Here is a 19,541-nt window from a genome sequence, read left to right as displayed (position 1 = left end):
ATTTTACTATAAACATTGATAATTATGAAAAGATTAAGTATTTTATTTTTTGCCGTATGGGCCGTAATGAACTTTAGTACACACGTAAAGTTCTGCAAGTAACATGAGCCCATTGGGATCAGTTTATGTTAATGAGAAAGAAGCTAAAGGATTGTCTGCTCGGATTGTCAAGACAAATTAGTGTATTCACAATTACGTAAATATATTAACAAGAAAAAATAACAAACCCATAGGATGAGTTTCATTTGCACTAATTTAATTTCGTCAACGGGTAAGCAACAAACAAAATGACATTAAGTAAAACATTAGGATTGATTTTTAGAACTAATTCAAACTCTTTACCAATATTGGTATTAGGCTTTTTCGTGATTTGTTCTTCTTATACAGATTTGTATGCTCAGAAGACTAAACCGAGAAAAAAGATAAATGTTATCAACAGGGATAGCACAGGTAATGATTCTAACAAAATATCATACGAACGGAATATCCATGAGGTAGTAGTGACATCGCAGAGAAAAGAAGCAAACATCACTGATACCAGAATGGGTGTGCAAAAGTTGACAGGGTCTGAAATACAAAAGGTTCCTGCGCTACTGGGTGAGATAGACGTTGTGAAGGCTATTCAGCTACTGCCAGGAGTGCAAAGCACGTCTGAAGGAAGTAGCGGATTTAATGTGAGAGGTGGTGGTGCTGACCAAAACTTGATATTGCTTGACAATACGAATATATATAATGCATCACACATGTTCGGTTTCTTCTCTGTATTTAATAATGACGCGGTGAAGAGTGCTGAACTGTATAAGGGTAATATGCCTATAAAATATGGCGGCCGATTATCTTCTCTATTAGATGTAGAGCTGAAAGACGATGCTCCAGAGAAAGTGAAAGGTGCTGGTGGCATTGGACTTATATCTAGTAGACTTACTTTGGAGGGTCCTCTTGGGGATAGAACATCTTGGCTAGTAAGTGGCAGACGCAGTTATGCTGATGTATTTCTGCGCATGTCGTCTGACCCAGAGAAGAGAAAGGAGTATCTATATTTTTATGATTTCAATGCCAAAGTTTCTCATCGCCTGTCAATGACAGACAAAATCGGACTTAATCTATATAATGGCAGAGACAGATTTATATCATCATTTGGCGATATAGGTTATGGCAACTTTGTGGCTTCGGCTTTCTGGAACCATGTATTTTCGGATAAATTGTTTTCTAGATTGAGTCTGAATTATACCAAATATAGTTATGATTTGGCTTGGAAAGTTACGGACTCAAGGGCTGAATGGCAATCTGACATCCAGAATTTAGAGGCAAGGCTTGACTTCACTCACGCTATATCTGACAAGCTGAATCTGCAATATGGTGCTACGACCACATATCACATGTTTAACCCTGCTATGATATCACGTGCAGGATACCCTGACTTCAAGATGAACAAATCGTATGCGCTTGAACATAACATATACTTTGGGGTAGAAGAGAACTTAAGTAAGGCGATATCGGTGAACTTCGGAGCCAGACTGACGGCATTTAGAAACATGGGAAAGACGTTGCAATACCATTATGATACTAATTATGATGTAACAGGAGCTACAGAATATGGCAGCGGTAAGATATATCATACTTACATAAGACCGGAATTCAGAGCTGGACTGGTTTACAAACTGAATGAATGGTCATCGGTGAAAGCTAACTTTACTCATAACACGCAGTTTATTCAGATAGCCAATAATTCGGATTCAGGATCTCCTCTTGACTTATGGTTCCCAGCTAGTCCAAACATTAAGCCACAAGAAGCTAATCAATATTCGGTGGGTTACTTCAGAAACTTCAAGAATAATGCCATTGAGACTTCTGTAGAGTTATATTACAAGGGTATGAATAATGTGATAGATTTTAAAGACAATGCACAGATTCTACTTAATGACAAACTGGATGGCGACATAAGAACTGGTAAGGGAAAATCTTACGGTATGGAGATCATGGTGAAAAAGAATACAGGACGTCTGACAGGATTCATTAATTATACTTTGGCACATACCGACCGTACGATAGCAGGTATCAATAACGGAAAGACTTATCTGGCGCCTAACGACAAAACGCATAGCATTAATATATTGGGATCTTATGAGTTATCTAAAAAGTGGGATGTGTCTGCCGAGTGGGTATTCTCTACGGGTACACCAGTAACCTATCCTACAGGTAGAATGGAGATAAACGGAGAGTATTATCCTATATATTCGGGCAAGAGTGAGGAACGTAAAGAACCATATCATCGTATGGATATATCTGCCACGTATCATCCACACAAGCATCCAAAGAGATGGTATCAGGGTGAGTGGGTGTTCTCGGTTTACAATGTGTATTGGCACAAGAATCCGTGGATGACATCTTTTGATCAGAATACAACCGACGGATATCCTCAGGCTAAGATGACTTATCTATTTGGGGCGATACCATCTGTAACTTATAATTTTAAATTCTAATTAGAACAATGAATAAAATAAGATCAATATCAGCGTCTGTAATCGCATTATTGTTTATTGCGATTATATCTTCGTGCACTGAGGATACAACTATAGATACTAAGAATTCGGCTTATGTACCAGTAATATATGGCACAATAACAAACCAGAACATAAGGCAGCAGATTCAGGTGAACAGTTCAAGTGCATACTTCGACAAGGAGACGAATAAGCGTATCGCTAAAGCTATCGTTACGCTGAAAGAGGACAGTGGGATGGTTTCTAACTCATACGTGCTTACACAGGACTCTGTGGGAAGTGGTATATATGCTACCAAAGACCCAATGATGGGTAAACCGGGATGGAATTATAGGCTATCGGTTGTGATGGACTTTAATAATGATGGTAGCGATGAGGAGTACACGGCTGAGTGTAATATGCCTAAGGCTCTGAAGGTAGACTCGTTTAATATTACTAAGAAGAAGGTTGGCGAATATACGTTATACTCTTTGAATATAAGTGCTCAGGATGATGGAGATGTAGAGAACTTTTATATGGGCAAATATAGCATCAATGGAGTTTGGTATAACAAGATAAGTAAGTATATCGCGTTTAACGACGTAAGCCTTAATGGTGAGTATGTAAAGAATCTCTCAGTATGGAACTTTAACGATGTGGGTGATAAGAGTAAATTCAGCGATGATGATGCTAAGGATATGATATTCATGTCGTCGGGCGACAGTATGGTTGTGGAATTTAGTAATATAAGCAAGGCCTACTATCACTTTATTGATGAATGTGCAAGCCAGAAGAATGGATCAAATCCTATGTTTGGAGGACCTCCTGCCAATATATCTACCAACATATCTAATGGGGCAAGAGGATTCTTTACGGCTTATGCTGTGTCGGAAGTATCGGCTAAGGCTCCTAATTAGAAATCTTAATACGAAGCAATATTTGGTTATGTATATCGTTATTATCATAATGGTATTACTTTTAAAGTAATGAATAAAAATATATTCATCTACCATAAAAAGAAGATAATAACTGCATAACCAAATATAGATGGAATTCAATTTCATCATTGGGTATTAACATAAAAATAATTATGAAATATATTTTTGAAACACGCATGGAAGTGCGTGATTACGAATGTGATATAGAAGGGATAGTTAACAATGCAAATTATTTGCACTATACAGAACATACCCGACATCGTTTTCTTAAATCTACAGGTCTGAGTTTTGCGAAGATGCACGAGCAAGGTGTTGATGCCGTTGTTGCAAGAATGAACTTATCATTCAAGACACCACTTAAATGCGATGATGAAATCATCTCTCGTATGGGACTGAAGAAAGAAGGCGTGAGATATATTTTCACTCACGATTTATTCCGTGCAAGCGACGAACGACTCAGCTTCCATGCCACTGTAGAACTTGTATGTCTTATCAACGGTAGACTCGGCAACAGCGAAGACTACGACAAAGCTTTCAAGCCATTTATGGAAGGGGATAATGACTGACCAACAAGAAAAATTTAATACCATTGTTCTCTCCCGAATAGGCTTCTATAATCTTGCGGGAATGCTTGAAATGTATAGACGAGTAGGAAGTGCTACTTCCGTTCTTGAACATCGTAACGACATCCGCGAGATTGTACCAGATGCTTCACAGAAACTTGTTAATGCGTTCAAAGATATCAGCGAACTGCAACGCAGAGCTGAAGAGGAAATTAAATGGGACGAACTTAACAACGTGAAGATACTCTGTCTCAACGATGAAGAATATCCCCGAAGACTAGCAGAATGTGATGACGCACCGCTTGTGCTGTTTTATCGTGGAAACGCAAACCTTAACAATCAGAAGATCATAAATATCGTTGGTACAAGACGTTGCACCATCTACGGACAGGACATGATAAGAAGATTCGTCGCTGATCTGAAGCAGTATTGCCCAGATGCGCTTATCGTAAGTGGTCTAGCCTATGGTGTTGACATACATGCACATCGCAACGCTCTGCAAAACGGTTTTGAAACTGTTGGAGTTCTTGCTCATGGACTTGACTATTTATATCCGCAAGCACATAAGGACGATGCTGCCAAAATGATAAATCAGGGAGGACTGCTCTCTGAATTTATGACATGCACAAATGCTGACAAGATGAACTTCGTGCGCAGAAACAGAATAGTAGCAGGGATGAGTGATGCCTGTATTCTGGTTGAAAGTGCTGCTCATGGAGGAGGCCTCATTACAGCCCGCCTTTCACGCGATTACAATAGAGACGTCTTTGCGTTTCCTGGTTCGGTGGGTGCTATGTATAGTGAAGGCTGCAACAACCTTATACGTGACAACGGAGCAAATCTCGTCACATGCGCCTATGATATGGTAAAGGCTATGGGTTGGGAAAACGGGAAGCAACTCTCCGAAGCTCGCAGTAAAGGAATAGAGCGACAACTGTTTCCACAACTATCAGCAGAAGAACAGCAAGTGGTGAAAGCTCTACAAAAGGAAAACGACCAGCAGATAAATATGCTATGCGTCACCAGTTGCATGGCAATAGGACACCTCACTGCCCTACTCTTTTCTATGGAAATGAAGGGACTAGTTAAAACATTGCCAGGTGGAGTGTATCATTTGCTAGAATAGAAATATTGGTATACAAAAGCAAATACTATCAAAAAGATAAGACAAAAGAACTATCTTATAGTCTTTATTTTATAAAAAATGAATAGCTATTACTTCTTAATCTAAAAGGATGACAACATATATTTATTGGTGTTTGGCAGATATTATTACAGGATTGTTAATCCTGGTTGTTCCCCATTTTAGCCGATTTTTCAGAACATATAAAAGACAAAATCGTATATGTCTGGGTGTATATTTTTTATGTCTGGGCGTGTTCACAATTATGATTAATATAATTGTCATACTAAATGCTCTTTCATGTGGGGTCTTTTATATCTGGTTAAATCATCTAGATGAGAAAAATTATAAAGGTCGCAGATTTTCCTTAGACTATGTAGATCACCTTGGCGGTTATGCCGTAGGCTATACCGCATTTGTATTTGCAATAACATACATAATCGAATATCTTGATTAGTTACACCTCTTTTAATATTATAAATGCTTATAGCAAGAAATTATAACGGACTATGGTTGGTATTAAAGAAATCGTGAGCAATCCTAATATTTATTATTCGTTGCTTGGATAGAAAAATTGTTGTAACTTTGCACCCTGTATGAAGATAGGAAATATTGATTATGGCAACCGCCCTTTGTTTCTAGCTCCGATGGAGGATGTAACAGATGTAGGATTTCGCATGCTTTGCAAGCGATATGGTGCCGCTATGGTGTACACAGAATTTGTAGCTGCCGAAGCCATAATACGAAGCATTAAGGCAACTCTAAGCAAGATGACTATCAACGATGAAGAACGACCTGTAGGTATTCAGATATATGGTCGTGACGTGGAGTCAATGGTAGAGGCTGCTAAGATTGTTGAACAAGTGCATCCTGATGTTATCGATATTAACTTTGGATGTCCTGTTAAGAAGGTAGCTGGTAAAGGTGCCGGAGCAGGAATGTTAAAGAACATACCTTTGTTGCTTGACATCACACGAAACGTTGTGAAAGCTGTAAAGACTCCCGTCACAGTTAAGACAAGACTTGGATGGGACAACGATGATCTTATCATCCCCGAACTTGCTGAACAGTTGCAGGATTGCGGTATTCAAGCTCTTACCATACACGGACGCACACGCAGTCAGATGTATACCGGTGAAGCAGACTGGACATTGATTGGTAAGGTAAAAAACAATCCAAGAATAAATATACCTATCATTGGAAACGGAGACATCACTAATCCTGAAGAGGCAAAACGCGCCTTCGACGAATATGGTGTGGACGGAGTGATGGTAGGAAGGGCTACATTCGGCAGTCCTTGGGTATTTAAGGATATGAGAGAATATCTTGATGGCATCACAGACGGCTCAAATCCACTATCATTAGATGACAAGATTGATATTCTTGAAGAGCAACTGAAAATCAACGTTGAGCGAATTGATGAATACCGTGGAATCGTTCACACTAGAAGACATCTTGCTTCTAGTCCTATATTCAAAGGTATACCAGACTTCAGACAAACACGTATAGCGATGCTTAGAGCCACAAAGATGGACGAGCTGATGACTATACTTGAAGATTGTCGAAAGATATTAAAGGAATAAGACGTCTTCCTTGCCTAAAGACAAGGGCTACATTCCCATAATCCTTCCCTCCACATCATGAGGAAAGGATTTTTTTTTCACACTTACTCTTGTATAACTTGCGTATTAGAAATTCATCTATCCGAAGTTCCAAATAGGGTCAGTATTTAGAGAATATCCAAACCACCCCTAATCCAATATCAAGCGGATCATTATTTGTACTCACTTGGCGACACTCCAAACTGCTTTTTGAAACTCGTAGAAAAGTGACTCGGCGTGTTAAAACCTGTGCGGTCTGCAATCTCACTCATGGTATAGCAACCCTCACGAATGAGTTCTGCGGCGCGGTTCAACTTGTACGTTTTGAAGAACACGCTCGGATTGGTCCCCGTGAGCCCCTTCATCTTGTAATAAAGTTTGGTGCGCGAGATATGCAGCATATCTGTCAGGTGCCCAACGTCGAGTTCGGGATTCGACAGTTCATTTTCCATTATCTGATACAATTGGTCCATGAAGTTCTTATCCTGAGGAGAAAGAGCTTTTTCATCTATTTCATCGGTTTGTGTAGAATTGATAAGCAACTGTCTCACCTTCTCTCGGTTCGCCAGTAACGAATGAATCATGGCCAGTAGAAGTTTAGGGTCAAACGGTTTGGTTATATAGGCATCAGCCCCAGTATTAAGCCCTTCTACTTGATTTTCGACCGTGGCTTTTGCCGTAACCAAGATTAGCGGAATGTGGCAAAGCTGTAGGTTTTCTTTTATTTCCCTACAAAGTTCGTAACCCGTTTTATCTGGCATGATGACGTCGCTCAGTATCAGGTTGGGTTCATCTTCACTAATAGTTTTATATGCACTCTCGGCATCAAAGCGATAAACCACATTATAATAAGGCACAAGCAACGTCTGCAAATAGTTCACTACCTCGGTATCGTCATCAACAACCATTATAGTTGGCTTGCCATCAGTCAGGGAAGCCGTGTCTATAAGCTGTTCTTCTTGCGGAAGAATCGGAAAGAGCTCTGTCTGTTTATCCTCGGGCAATGCGCGTTCTGCGTCGCTGTAAATTCCTTCTCCTACCGGCAAAGTCAATGTAAACACAGCCCCAGTCTCATCTTGTTTATTGCCAGCCACGAGAGTTCCATGGTGCAGTTCGGCGAGTTTTCTAGCATAATAGAGTCCGATTCCAGTGCCCCAATTGAGTTTCCCCTTGGTCTGGTTGTTCAGTTGATAATAGCGTCTGAAGATATTTTCAATCTGATCTTTTGGAATACCCCTGCCACTATCAGCCACCGTTACGGTCATATTGCCGTCAGCAACATCAAGACTGACAGCTATCTTGCCGCCTTTGGGCGTAAATTTCATTGCGTTCGAGAGCAGATTATTCATGATCTTCTCCAGTTTATCGGTATCAAGCCACATCAAATATGAGTCTTCAAGACCATAGAGTCGTAGCAGAATACCCTTTTCATCGGCATTAACCTTAAAGATATCACAGATGCGAAGCAACTGGTTGACAACGTCGGTACGTCTCACTTTGAGTTTCAGTGTGTCATTCTCCAGTTTGTTGAAATCCATTAATTGATTGACCAGTTTCAACATTCTCACCACACTTCGCTGAACAATCAGCAGTAGTTTTTTGTTGTCATTCGATATATTACGGTCATCACAAAGCATACCTACTGGTCCAGATATCATAGTCAATGGTGTTCGAAACTCATGAGAGATATTGGCAAAAAAACTCATGTTCATTTTATTGACACGGCATTCCTGTTCTTTTTCCAACTCTGCTTTCCGCACAGCTTCATGCTCTTGGAAGATGCGTTGGCGCAGTCTGTAAAGCTGATAAGCCACCAACGATGCCGCCAACACATAGAGCATCCATGCCCACCACGTGTTCCAAGGAGCTGAAGCCACGATTACTTCAATCTCATTTTCAGCCGTGAATTCATCATTTCCCTTGCTCTTTGCCCTCACTTTCAGTGTATAATGCCCTGCAGGAAGATTGGCATAAAAGGCTTCATGACTGTTACCAGACTCGACCCAGTAGTCATCAAAACCTTCCAAACGATAGGAATAACTGGCGCGTTCGTAATCTCCATAAGCCAAAGCAGCAAACGAAATACTAAAACTATTTTGGTCATACTGCAAATGAATCTTAGGCTTGTCTTCCAGATTTCGGGCGATACAGTCGTCGGTTTCGGGTGAGATAACCTCGTTGTGTACCTTCAGTATCTCGAAGACCAAAGGTACACTCTGACGTGCATACACCTTTTCGGGACTGAAAATCGTGAGTCCATGCGTACCACCAAACACCATTCGTCCATTGGGCAAGAGACATGCAGCACGGTCGTTGAACTGATTCCCACCGATTCCATCGGTAGCATAATAGGACGTAATGGCACCCGTGAGGGCATCTATCTTATTGAGTCCGTTCATAGTGCTTACCCAAATATTACCTTTCCGGTCGGCTTCGATCGCCGAAATATCCTTACATGAGAGTCCATCAATGCGCTTGGCATATTGATGGTCGGGACTAATGCGCATTAATCCGTTAGTGACGGTACCCACATAAACATTGCCTTTTGGGTCTTCATAAAGGTCGGTGGGTATAAAAGAGGAACGAGGTAGGCAGCGTTTCCAATCCAGTAGATTCACATTCCATTTACGGGCTTCCATTGACAAGGGGTTCACTTCCACGAGTTCTTGCCCGAAGGCCGCAGTCAGGACACGGTCGTTTCGAAGCTGAAGGGCACAAGGCATGAAGATAAACGTAGCTGGATAGAGTGTGCAGGGCTTCAGCACACCATCGGGCATAAAGGCATAAATCTTATTAGATGCAGTGGTTGCCCAGACAATTCTATGACTTCCCTGCATCAGCGACATCACAAAAGGAACTTGATAGCGTTTCTCTATCACCAACCTACTGCCGTCATAGTGCATTCGAATAACCTCCAAGCCATTTCCTAACCACAGTTTTCCACAGCTATCAACAAGCAAGCTCCCTATTTCACTACGTCTATCGTGTGTATCAAGTCCGGCTAAGGTCAAGGGCTTCAGCATTCTATTCTGCATGTTATATACCATCAACCCACGCATTTTCGTTGAAATAAATAAATTTCCACCACGATCTGCCGCCAGAGCCAGTACCGACTGATGTCCCACAGCCTGAACCAAGAAGTGGTTGGCATTGAAACATTTGTTGTACTGATAGTTCACACTGTACCCCTGATCAGAGGAACCCATCCAGAGATTGTTGCGAGAATCTTTGAAAAGATGCGTCACCTTAAAGCTCGGTTCATCAAAAGGGAAACCGGGATGTCCCTGAGCCGTCAGCATTTTAGCTTTGCTATCATAATAAAAAAGGCCATTCTGCGCCGTACTGATTAACAGACCGCCCTTATTATAAGGATGAATGCAGTAAACTTGATCGTGACTGAATACAGGATTTGAAGCAATGGCTGAGGAAATATGTTCAAAGGTTTTAGTTTTTGTGTTATAAAGCATTATACCATTACCTGCACACAACCAGAAATATTTACCATCCTGAAGATAGGTATATAAAGGGTAAAATCCTTTAGGGAAAGCTATTGAATCGGTCATTTTGAGCGTCTGGTGATCAAAGCATCGAAGGCTGTTCAAATTAGCTACCCATATATTTTCATATTTGTCTACATGGATACTACCCATGAAATTTTTATGAGGATCTAGATGAGAGAGTCGCTTAACAAAGCGATTCTTTTGTCCGTCATATTCCAAGAGGCTACCAATGTTATAGATAAAGATACGATTTTGCGGCGTCACGAGCAATTGCACAATGTTCCGATTATCGTCGTCCATAGGAATACGCTCAAAGGTATTGCGGTCCGTATAACGGCAAATACCATTCACTGTTGATACCCAAAGGCGGTTATTCTTATCTTTTGCCACGCCCGAAACGTTATTATCAGGCAGTCCAAGTGAGTCATCAGTGCAAAAATATTGATAATATTTGTTGCCGTCAAACTTATTCAAACCACGAAAAGTAGCTATCCAGATATGCCCATAAGCATCTTCTGCAAACGCTTTGATATTGTGATTGGATATTTCATCGGCAACAACCATAGCATGGTCTTCATCAACTAGTGCTGTTTTCTCCTTGTTTTTTCCACACGAAAAAAGAAGCAATGCAATGCCGATTCCTACAAAAGATTGAATGGTCTTAGATTTAAGTGTCTTCATGTTAACTGTTTTTAGCCGGCACAAATATACAAATAAAGCCTTCACATACAAAGGATTCACTGATATTTTTGAACAAATATGTAAACATTTGAACATGAGGGAAATCGCATTTGAACAAAAGTGAAAAACAAAAGAATAATAGAAAAAGCCACTATCAAAATTGTGTTATATCTTTGCAACCGTAACAATTTAATACTACTAACATGGAAAAAGTTAAATCTATCAGGTTACTAACCTTATTTCTTTTGACAATTATGTGCCTGCCTACATGGGCACAGGAACTCATGAATGTTTCCGGTCGTGTCGTTGATGACACACAAGAACCAATGATTGGCGTAAGCGTTGTCGAAAAAGGAACGACAAACGGTTCCGTAACCGATCTTGACGGAGTATTCAAACTAAAAGCGCGCAAGGGCGCAACGCTTGTTATCTCTTACATCGGTTATGCCACGCAAGAGGTCAAGGCCGGACAAAATCTAAAGATCGTCATTAAGGAAGACTCTAAAATCCTTGATGATGTAGTCGTTGTCGGTTATGGTATTCAGAAAAAAAGTTCGGTAACAGGTGCTATTTCTCAAGTGAAAGCCGAAGATATAGAAAACCGAACCATCACCGATGCAAAGCAGGCCTTGCAGGGAAAGACAGCCGGAGTGCAGATTGTTTCGTCTTCTGCCGCCCCAGGATCAAGCCCTACCGTACGCATTCGTGGCTTCTCTTCAAATGTAAGTTCAGAGCCTCTTTACGTTGTAGACGGTATCCGAATGAGCGACATCAGCGGCATTGACCCGAATGACATTGCCTCTATGGAAATTCTGAAAGACGCTGCCAGTGCTGCCATCTACGGTGCAGAAGCCGGAAATGGTGTTGTTTTGATCACTACCAAGAAAGGAAAAGCGGGCGAAGGTCACATCAGTTACAGTTTCCAATACACAGGACAGTCACTCGCCCGCGTTCCCAAAATGCTCAATGCAGAGGAGTATATCCAGTATATGACCGAGGGTAACACCTTTACCAAAGACTACCTGTCAGCTAACTGGGACGGAAAGACCGACACTAAATGGACAGATGTGGCTTTTGAAGATAGCAAAATGACGAAACACAACCTTGGTTTCAGCGGCGGAAATGACCGTGGCAACTATTATCTGTCACTCTCTTATCTTAACAACGACGGTATCGTCAAAGGTGATGCTGATACCTATCAGCGTCTCACCGCTACCATCAACTCTGAATATAAGATTAAAAGTTGGCTCAAGGTGGGTACAACCAACCAGACTGAAAAATACAATGTACGCCAGGTTTCAAGTAATAGCGAATACGGTTCTCTGCTCACTTCCGTGTTGATGCTTGACCCGTTGACACCAGACACCTATGCCAACGGCACACTCCCTTTCCACGTGCAGAATGCTTTGAACAACAAAAAGCATCTCCTTACCGATGCCAATGGCAACTATTACGGTATTTCCAACTTCTATGCAGGCGAGCAATATCACCCAATGATCATGCGTGATAACAATTTGGCAAGGAACAGTGGCTTCAACATCAATGGCTCTATTTATGCAGACTTCACTCCTATTAAAGGCTTTACCTTTACGTCACGCTTTGGTTATCGCCTTGCTGGAACCCGCAGCAGCACAACTAGCCTACCGTTTTATGGCAATGGTGTGCAGAGCAGAGATTACGTAAGCCAAAGCAGCCAAAGTTCAACCTCGATCTATTATCAATGGGAAAACTTTGCCAACTATCTAATGAGTTTAGGCAAACACAATATTAACACCATGGTCGGCATGTCATATCAGGAATCAACCTATGACTATGTTCAGGGAGGACTCAACGCAAACGGTGAAGATGCACTGCTCAAAAACGACCCTCTCTTCTATTATCTTAATTTCGCATCAGCTTCAGCCGTTAAGAGTGTTGCCGGCGAAAAGACCCGCACAGCAAAACTCTCTTACTTTGGACGTTTGAGCTATGACTATGCAGGCAAATACTATGCACAGTTCTCTCTGCGTGCCGATGCAGCCGACCTTGCCCTGCTTCCCAAGAATACCCGTTGGGGGTATTTCCCTGCAGCATCATTAGGTTGGACGGTATCTGAGGAAAAATTCTTTACCCCTTTGCGCAACACCATCAACAGTTTGAAGTTGCGTGCTAGCTGGGGACAGAACGGTAGTCTTTCAGCTTTAAGCGGATATTCCTACAGTACAGATATGACTCAGTCAGGACTTTATCCTTTCACCAGTGGAATCAATTACCTACGCGGGGTCAGTCCATCAACAATGGGTAATGATAACCTTAAATGGGAGACTTCAGAACAGACCGACATTGGTATTGATGCCTATGCCTTCAACAGTCGACTGAACTTCAGCATGGACTATTTTAACAAAAAGACCAAAGACCTTCTGATTTGGAACACCACCCCATCTCTTGAGATTGGCGGTAACACATCACCAATCAATGCAGGAAACGTGTCCAACAAAGGTTTTGAATTTGAACTCGGATGGCGTGACCACATCAAGGACTTCAGCTATGGAATCCGTGCAAACCTTGCTACTATAAGCAATAAAGTGACCTATATTGATCCTTCTATTACCCGCCTTGCCGGTTCTACTTTCCACACATACACCGTAACCTACTTTGAGCAGAACTATCCTGTCTACTACTTCCGTGGCTATAAATTCGCAGGAATCGACCCAAAAACAGGTAATCCAACCTTTGCAGATCTTGACAAGAGCGGAAACATCAGCGATGGAGACCTCACTTATATCGGCGACGCTATCCCTAATTTTACGTATGGTTTGACTATTACGGCAGCCTATAAAGGCTTTGACCTCACCATATTCGGTACAGGTTCACAGGGCAACGACATATTCAACTGCATCAACCGCCCTGACTATGCAGCCAGCAACAAGCAGAAAGAACTATTCTATACTGACAGATGGACAGTTAACCACACTAAAGCCACCCAGCCACGTGCCGGTGCTGCCAATATGGACAAGTATGCCTGCTCAAGCGCAATGGTCTTTGATGGGTCCTATTTCAAGATTAAACAAATCCAGTTAGGCTTGACATTACCTAAGAAATGGATAAGCAAGATTGCTGTCAGCAATGCACGTGTTTACCTATCTCTTGACGACTTCTTCACCTTTACCAAGTATAAAGGATTCGACCCAGAGGCTTCTGCTAATGCAACATCAGGCATGGGCATTGATAAGGGTACCTACCCTATGTCAAAGAAGTTTGTCTTAGGCTTCAACATAGACTTTTAACTAACCCCAACAAATAACGAATACTTATGAAAAAATCATATATTTCCCTTTTGATCATAGCCAGCTTAGGACTGGGCATGACAAGCTGTGAAGATAGACTCGACATTGCTAAGCATGGCAACATGGGCGGTCAGGAAGCATTCTACAAGACAGATGAGGAGGCTGATCAGGCCCTTACATCGCTCTATGTCAGTTTCCGAAGTAACTACTACAACTGGTTTTTCCTTAAAAACCTACTGTCTGACGACGTATGGTGCGGAGGAGGATCACGCGGAGACAATGCCGAAATGGAGAAACTCAATGAATATACCTTTGGCACCGATCACAGTATGGTGCAGACTGAATACACAAACCTCTATGGTATCATCTATAAAGCCAACCTAATTATTGACCAAGTGTCCCCCAACACCGATAATATGAAGCGCGACATTGCTGAAGCATATTTCTTCCGTGCATGGGCTAACTTTGAACTGGTCACACTCTGGGGCACAGCGCCGGTAGTAGACCATCTACTGCAACCAAATGAATACCGCCCAGGCAACTCTAATCAGGAAATCCTTTGGACGAACGTTGAGAATGACTTAAAGAAAGCTATCAACGCCGGAGTGCTGCCATCAAAGAAAGATGTCAACGACCGCGAAACAGGAATCCGCATCACCGAAGAGACCGCCGAAGCCTATTTGGGCAAAACCTATCTGTTCGAAAGTAAGTATTCTGAGGCTGCACAGATGTTCGAAAAAGTCATTCAATCGGGCAAATATGCCCTCTATACTGGGGAATACGACCAACTGCTCCATGCAATCAACAACAACTGCTGCGAAAATATACTTGAAGCACAACTCCGCAACGACTCTGAACAGGCATGGAATCAGATGACTATGCTTTACCTGATGCAGGGCTGGCGCACCGACAAATTGCTTTACAGCGGACAAGCCTCAACCGAAATCGCCACCGGAACATACGGCTTCATGAACCCACGCAAGAGTCTTTACGACGCATTCGTGGTTGAAGAGGGCAAGGACGGATACCGTCTCAACAGCACCCTACGCACCTATGACCAGATGAAAGCCTATGGTATCAGCATCATGCCAGGTGCCTATCTCTATGGAAACGAAGGCTACTTCATGTGGAAAACTCGTCCGCTAAAGGCTGATTGCATCATGGACGCACCTTATTTTCAGGCCCTTCAATATTCAGACATGCGCGTCATGCGCTATGCCGAGGTACTGCTCATGGCTGCCGAGGCCAATCTTCAGGCCGGAAATCAGTCTAAAGCCCTAGACTATGTCAATCAAATCCGTAAGCGTGCCAAGCTGACTCCGCTATCTACCGTTACCCTTCTGACTATCAAGAACGAAAAACGCCTTGAACTGTGTATGGAGAGCGTACGCTATCAGGACCTCGTACGCTGGGGCGATGCCAAGGAAGCACTGGGCAAGCAGGGAGAACAGATTCCTTCGCTCACGGCAAATGGCATACAATGGAACTACAAGAACGACACTTACGGCTATCAAGAGCGCAACAAGCTTCTCCCTATACCTTTGAAGGAAACAGAACTCAACCCGAATATTTCACAGAATGAAGGTTGGAAGTAAATCGCAGGCAAACTGTCTGTGAACGTGACTGGCACGAGAGAAAATAAGTCTCTCGTGCCTCGTTCCACAGCGATGGGAGACGGAATACAGCGTTATTAGAATAAGGGAGGAAAAACAATTCTCCAATATGGCGCATATTCCAAACCCACCGAATAGCATTGGATAACAGACTGATTATCTGTAATTTGCGATTTACAAAAAAAGTAAAAGACATTATATAACAATTATAAAACTCTGAAACACAATGAAAAGACAATTGATGACCCTATGCATGGCAACGCTGACAGTATGCAGTTTTGCCCAGCAAAACCTCTTTGGTGGACAGGCTCCAAAATCTCCAGAAGTGAATGTTGACAACACAGTAACCTTCCGGCTCATGGCTCCTGAAGCACAGAAGGTGCAAATAACGGGTGACTTTCTGCCCACACAAAAAGTGAACACATCCTATGGTGAATACGACGCACCGGGCGTAGCCGATCTCACTAAGGACGATAAAGGTCTGTGGACATTCACAACAAAAGAAGGAATAAAACCCGAACTCTACCTATATAATATGATTATCGATGGTGTAAAGGTGACCGATCCTTCCAATGTCTATGCCATTCGCGACATTGCCAACACCACAAGTATCTTCCTCATTGGTGGTGACCGCGCTGATTTATATAAAGTGAACAAGGTGCCGCACGGAACTGTTTCAAAGATTTGGTACAACAGCCCTACAGCTGGTCTGACCCGTCGCTGTACGGTTTACACCCCAGCAGGCTATGAAACCAGCAAGCAGAAATATCCAGTGCTCTATCTGCTTCATGGCATCGGCGGTGATGAACAAGCTTGGACAGAACTTGGTCGCGCAGCGCAAATTCTTGATAACCTCATCGCTCAAGGCAAAGCAAAACCTATGATTGTCGTAATGCCCAATGGAAACATCTCACAGGAGGCTTGCCCAGGCGAGACTTCCCAAGGCTTCACGGTCCCCACTATGGCTCTTCCCAAAACCATGGATGGCTACTTTGAGCAAGCTTTCCCCGATGTTATCAAGTTTGTCGAAAACACTTATCGCGTGCAAAAAGACAAGGCTCACCGCGCCATCGCCGGTCTTTCAATGGGTGGTTTTCACTCTCTGTTCATCTCCATCAACAATCCTGATACCTTTGACTACGTGGGACTCTTCTCCGCAGCCGTGGACCAACAACAGAAAGGTGGACTTGACGAGATTTATGCCAACCGCGAACAGAAGATTGACAACCTATTTGCCAAACATCCGAAACTGTTCTGGATCGGTATCGGCAAGAGTGATTTTCTCTATAAGAACAATGCCGAATTGCGCCATTATCTTGATTCCAAAAACTTTAAATATGAATACCTTGAGACCGAAGGCGGTCACATCTGGCGTAACTGGCGAATCTATTTGAGCGAGTTTGTCCCTAAATTATTCAAATAATGAAAAGAAATCATATCTTAATAATAGCTATGGCGGTTTGTTGCTGCCATGGCTTCACCGTCTCTGCACAGCCACGTTTGCAGCCTGGGAATATCAACGAAGTGGTAAATGCCATGACCGTTGAAGAAAAATGCCACCTTGTTTTAGGCTGCGGGATGGGCTATGGAACCGAGGTGAAGTTTCCTGGTACGGCAGGAAGTACCTACGCTATTCCCCGCTTGGGCATACCATCTACCTACTGTGCTGACAGCAATCAAGGACTCCGGATGAATGCCCATCGCGACTATGATAGCCGCGATTACTTCTGTACTGACTATATGACAAGCATCACTCTGGCCTCAACTTGGGACAAACAAGCAGCCTATCTCGTCGGGAAAGGCATCGGGAACGAGACCCGAGAATATGGACTCGACTGGATTCTTGCACCGAGCATGAACCTCATGCGTAATGCTCTCTGTGGTCGTAACCACGAATATTATTCCGAAGACCCCTATCTTTCGGGCACAATTGCAGCCTATTATATTTCGGGGATCCAAAGCGAGGGCACGGCAGCCTGCATCAAGCATTTTGCTGCCAACAATCAGGAAACCAACCGCAATGCCAACGACAGCCGTGTCAGTCAACGTGCCTTACGCGAACTTTACTTGCGTGGCTTCGAATTAGCCACTAAGATTGGCAATCCATGGACTGTCATGACTGCCTACAACAGTATTAATGGGAAGCCTACATGTGAAGACCCTTCACTTACTGAAACCATACTCCGCAACGAGTGGGGATTTAAGGGATTGGTGGTATCCGACTGGAATGCAGGTAAGAGTGCTACAGCTTCAATGTTAGCAGGCAACGATATGTTGCAACCCGGACAGGACAGTCAGTATAAGGAACTGCTGGTTAATGTGACGAACGGAAAGCTGCCAATGACCGTATTAGACCGCAATGTAAAGCGCATTTTGCAATTCATAGTCAAGAGTCACAGCTTTGCCGACTACGCATATTCCAATGAACCCGACCTGAAACAGCATTCTGCCGACGACCGAAGAATTGGTACCGAGGGCATGGTCTTGCTAAAAAACAACGATGTTTTACCATTAGAGACAGGAAAAAACATAGCCCTTTATGGCTGCACAAGCTATGACATCATTTCTGGTGGAACAGGCTTTGGTGGTACGATGGTGAGCCGTTACACGGTCTCGCTCGTCGAAGGGCTCCGCAAAGCTGGTTTCACAGTTTACAAACAACTTCTAAACCAATATAAAACGCATATCGTATCGGAACAGAAGCGACTTTATCCTAACGGGCTTCCTCCGTTTGCCCTACGTCCACTCAATCGCCCCGAAGAAATTGAAATGACAGACCAACAACTGCAAGAAAACGCAAGAAACACAGATGTTGCCGTCATCACCATAGGCAGAAAGAGTGGTGAAGCCGCCGACCGAACGCAAGATGAGTTTAATCTTTACAATAAAGAGCTGAAGATGATACGACAGGTGAGCGATGCTTATCACAAGGAAGGCAAAAAAGTTGTCGTACTACTCAATATTTGCAGTCCTATCGAAACGAGCTCATGGAAGTCTCTTGTCGATGGTATTCTCTGTACTTGGCAGAGCGGAGAACAGATTGGCAACAGCATTGCCGACGTAGTTTCAGGTGCAGTTAACCCTTCTGGAAAACTTCCTGTCACATTCCAAAATGCCTATGGTGACGCTGCGTCCGACAAAAACTTTCCGTCCGACGTGAAAGATATGAAGGATTTGGCATCTATGTACATGTGGGGGGGTGACAAGCAGAACACCAAACGCGAGCCTAAAGCCAATATCGACTACACCGATTATGACGAGGATATATACGTGGGCTACCGCTATTTCGACAGTTTCGCCAAGCAAGTCAGTTTCCCATTTGGCTTTGGTCTGTCCTACACAACCTTTGCCTACGATCAGGCAAAAGTCATTCAGCAGGGCAAGGTCTATACCGTAAGCGTCGAGGTAAAGAATACTGGCAAACGTGCAGGACGCAATGTTGTAGAGCTGTTTGTAGCCGCACCAGAAAGCAAGCATCTCAATAAACCAGCCAAAGAGCTGCGTGATTATACCAAGACACACCTACTTCAACCAGATGAGAGCGAGATCATAACAATGAAAGTAAATGCCGACGATCTTGCTTCATTCAATGAAAAAGCATCGGCCTGGAAGACTGATGCCGGCACTTATCAATTCCTCATTTGCTCTTCTGCAAATGATGTAGAAACCCGTTGTCAGGCAACTGTCAAGGCATCTATCCGCAAAGTAAATAATGTGATGAAGCCTTTGGTGAAACTTCACCTACTACATCGCTAATCTATCAAAAAACCAAACCT

Annotated in this window: 10 protein-coding genes; 9 read left to right on the top strand and 1 reads right to left on the bottom strand. The window is 42.9% G+C overall.

The features are described 5' to 3' along the window. Positions 1-287 precede the first annotated feature (287 nt). From prwr041_RS06225 to dusB, 5 genes are all read left to right on the top strand, one after another. Complete coding sequence (locus prwr041_RS06225; protein WP_207155465.1) at positions 288-2,483, top strand: TonB-dependent receptor plug domain-containing protein; 2,196 nt, start codon at positions 288-290, stop codon at positions 2,481-2,483. 8 nt (positions 2,484-2,491) lie between these two features. Then, a complete protein-coding gene (locus prwr041_RS06220) occupies positions 2,492-3,397 on the top strand; it encodes a DUF4249 family protein (protein WP_207155464.1) in 906 nt (301 codons plus the stop codon). A 170-nt stretch (positions 3,398-3,567) separates the two neighbouring features. Beyond that, positions 3,568-3,984 carry an acyl-CoA thioesterase gene (locus prwr041_RS06215; protein WP_394370816.1) on the top strand — a complete coding sequence of 139 codons (417 nt, stop codon included), beginning with the start codon at positions 3,568-3,570 and terminating at the stop codon, positions 3,982-3,984. Further along, entirely contained in the window at positions 3,977-5,107 is a 1,131-nt protein-coding gene (dprA, locus tag prwr041_RS06210; protein WP_207155462.1) for a DNA-processing protein DprA, read from the top strand. Before prwr041_RS06215 ends, dprA begins: the two co-directional genes overlap by 8 nt. A gap of 593 nt (positions 5,108-5,700) precedes the next feature. Next, positions 5,701-6,687, top strand: coding sequence for a tRNA dihydrouridine synthase DusB (dusB, locus tag prwr041_RS06205; protein ID WP_207155461.1), 987 nt, complete (start codon positions 5,701-5,703; stop codon positions 6,685-6,687). 191 nt (positions 6,688-6,878) lie between these two features. Here dusB and prwr041_RS06200 read toward each other — a convergent pair whose 3' ends face one another. Next, a complete protein-coding gene (locus prwr041_RS06200; protein ID WP_207155460.1) occupies positions 6,879-10,886 on the bottom strand; it encodes a hybrid sensor histidine kinase/response regulator transcription factor in 4,008 nt (1,335 codons plus the stop codon). A gap of 203 nt (positions 10,887-11,089) precedes the next feature. Here prwr041_RS06200 and prwr041_RS06195 point away from each other — a divergent pair, with 203 nt between their 5' ends. From prwr041_RS06195 to prwr041_RS06180, 4 genes are all read left to right on the top strand, one after another. Next, positions 11,090-14,152 carry a SusC/RagA family TonB-linked outer membrane protein gene (locus prwr041_RS06195; protein WP_207155459.1) on the top strand — a complete coding sequence of 1,021 codons (3,063 nt, stop codon included), beginning with the start codon at positions 11,090-11,092 and terminating at the stop codon, positions 14,150-14,152. 26 nt (positions 14,153-14,178) lie between these two features. Further along, entirely contained in the window at positions 14,179-15,747 is a 1,569-nt protein-coding gene (locus prwr041_RS06190; RefSeq protein ID WP_207155458.1) for a RagB/SusD family nutrient uptake outer membrane protein, read from the top strand. 244 nt (positions 15,748-15,991) lie between these two features. After that, on the top strand, positions 15,992-17,188 hold the full coding sequence (locus prwr041_RS06185; RefSeq protein ID WP_207155457.1) for an esterase: 1,197 nt from the start codon (positions 15,992-15,994) through the stop codon (positions 17,186-17,188). Continuing rightward, a complete protein-coding gene (locus prwr041_RS06180) occupies positions 17,188-19,521 on the top strand; it encodes a glycoside hydrolase family 3 C-terminal domain-containing protein (protein ID WP_207155456.1) in 2,334 nt (777 codons plus the stop codon). The genes prwr041_RS06185 and prwr041_RS06180 overlap by 1 nt, the downstream gene beginning before the upstream one ends. Positions 19,522-19,541: the final 20 nt, after the last annotated feature.

The organism is Prevotella herbatica (genome assembly GCF_017347605.1).
Lineage (GTDB): Bacteria > Bacteroidota > Bacteroidia > Bacteroidales > Bacteroidaceae > Prevotella > Prevotella herbatica.
Note: the sequence above shows the minus strand (reverse complement) of the source record. Positions and strands in the feature narration are given on the sequence as shown.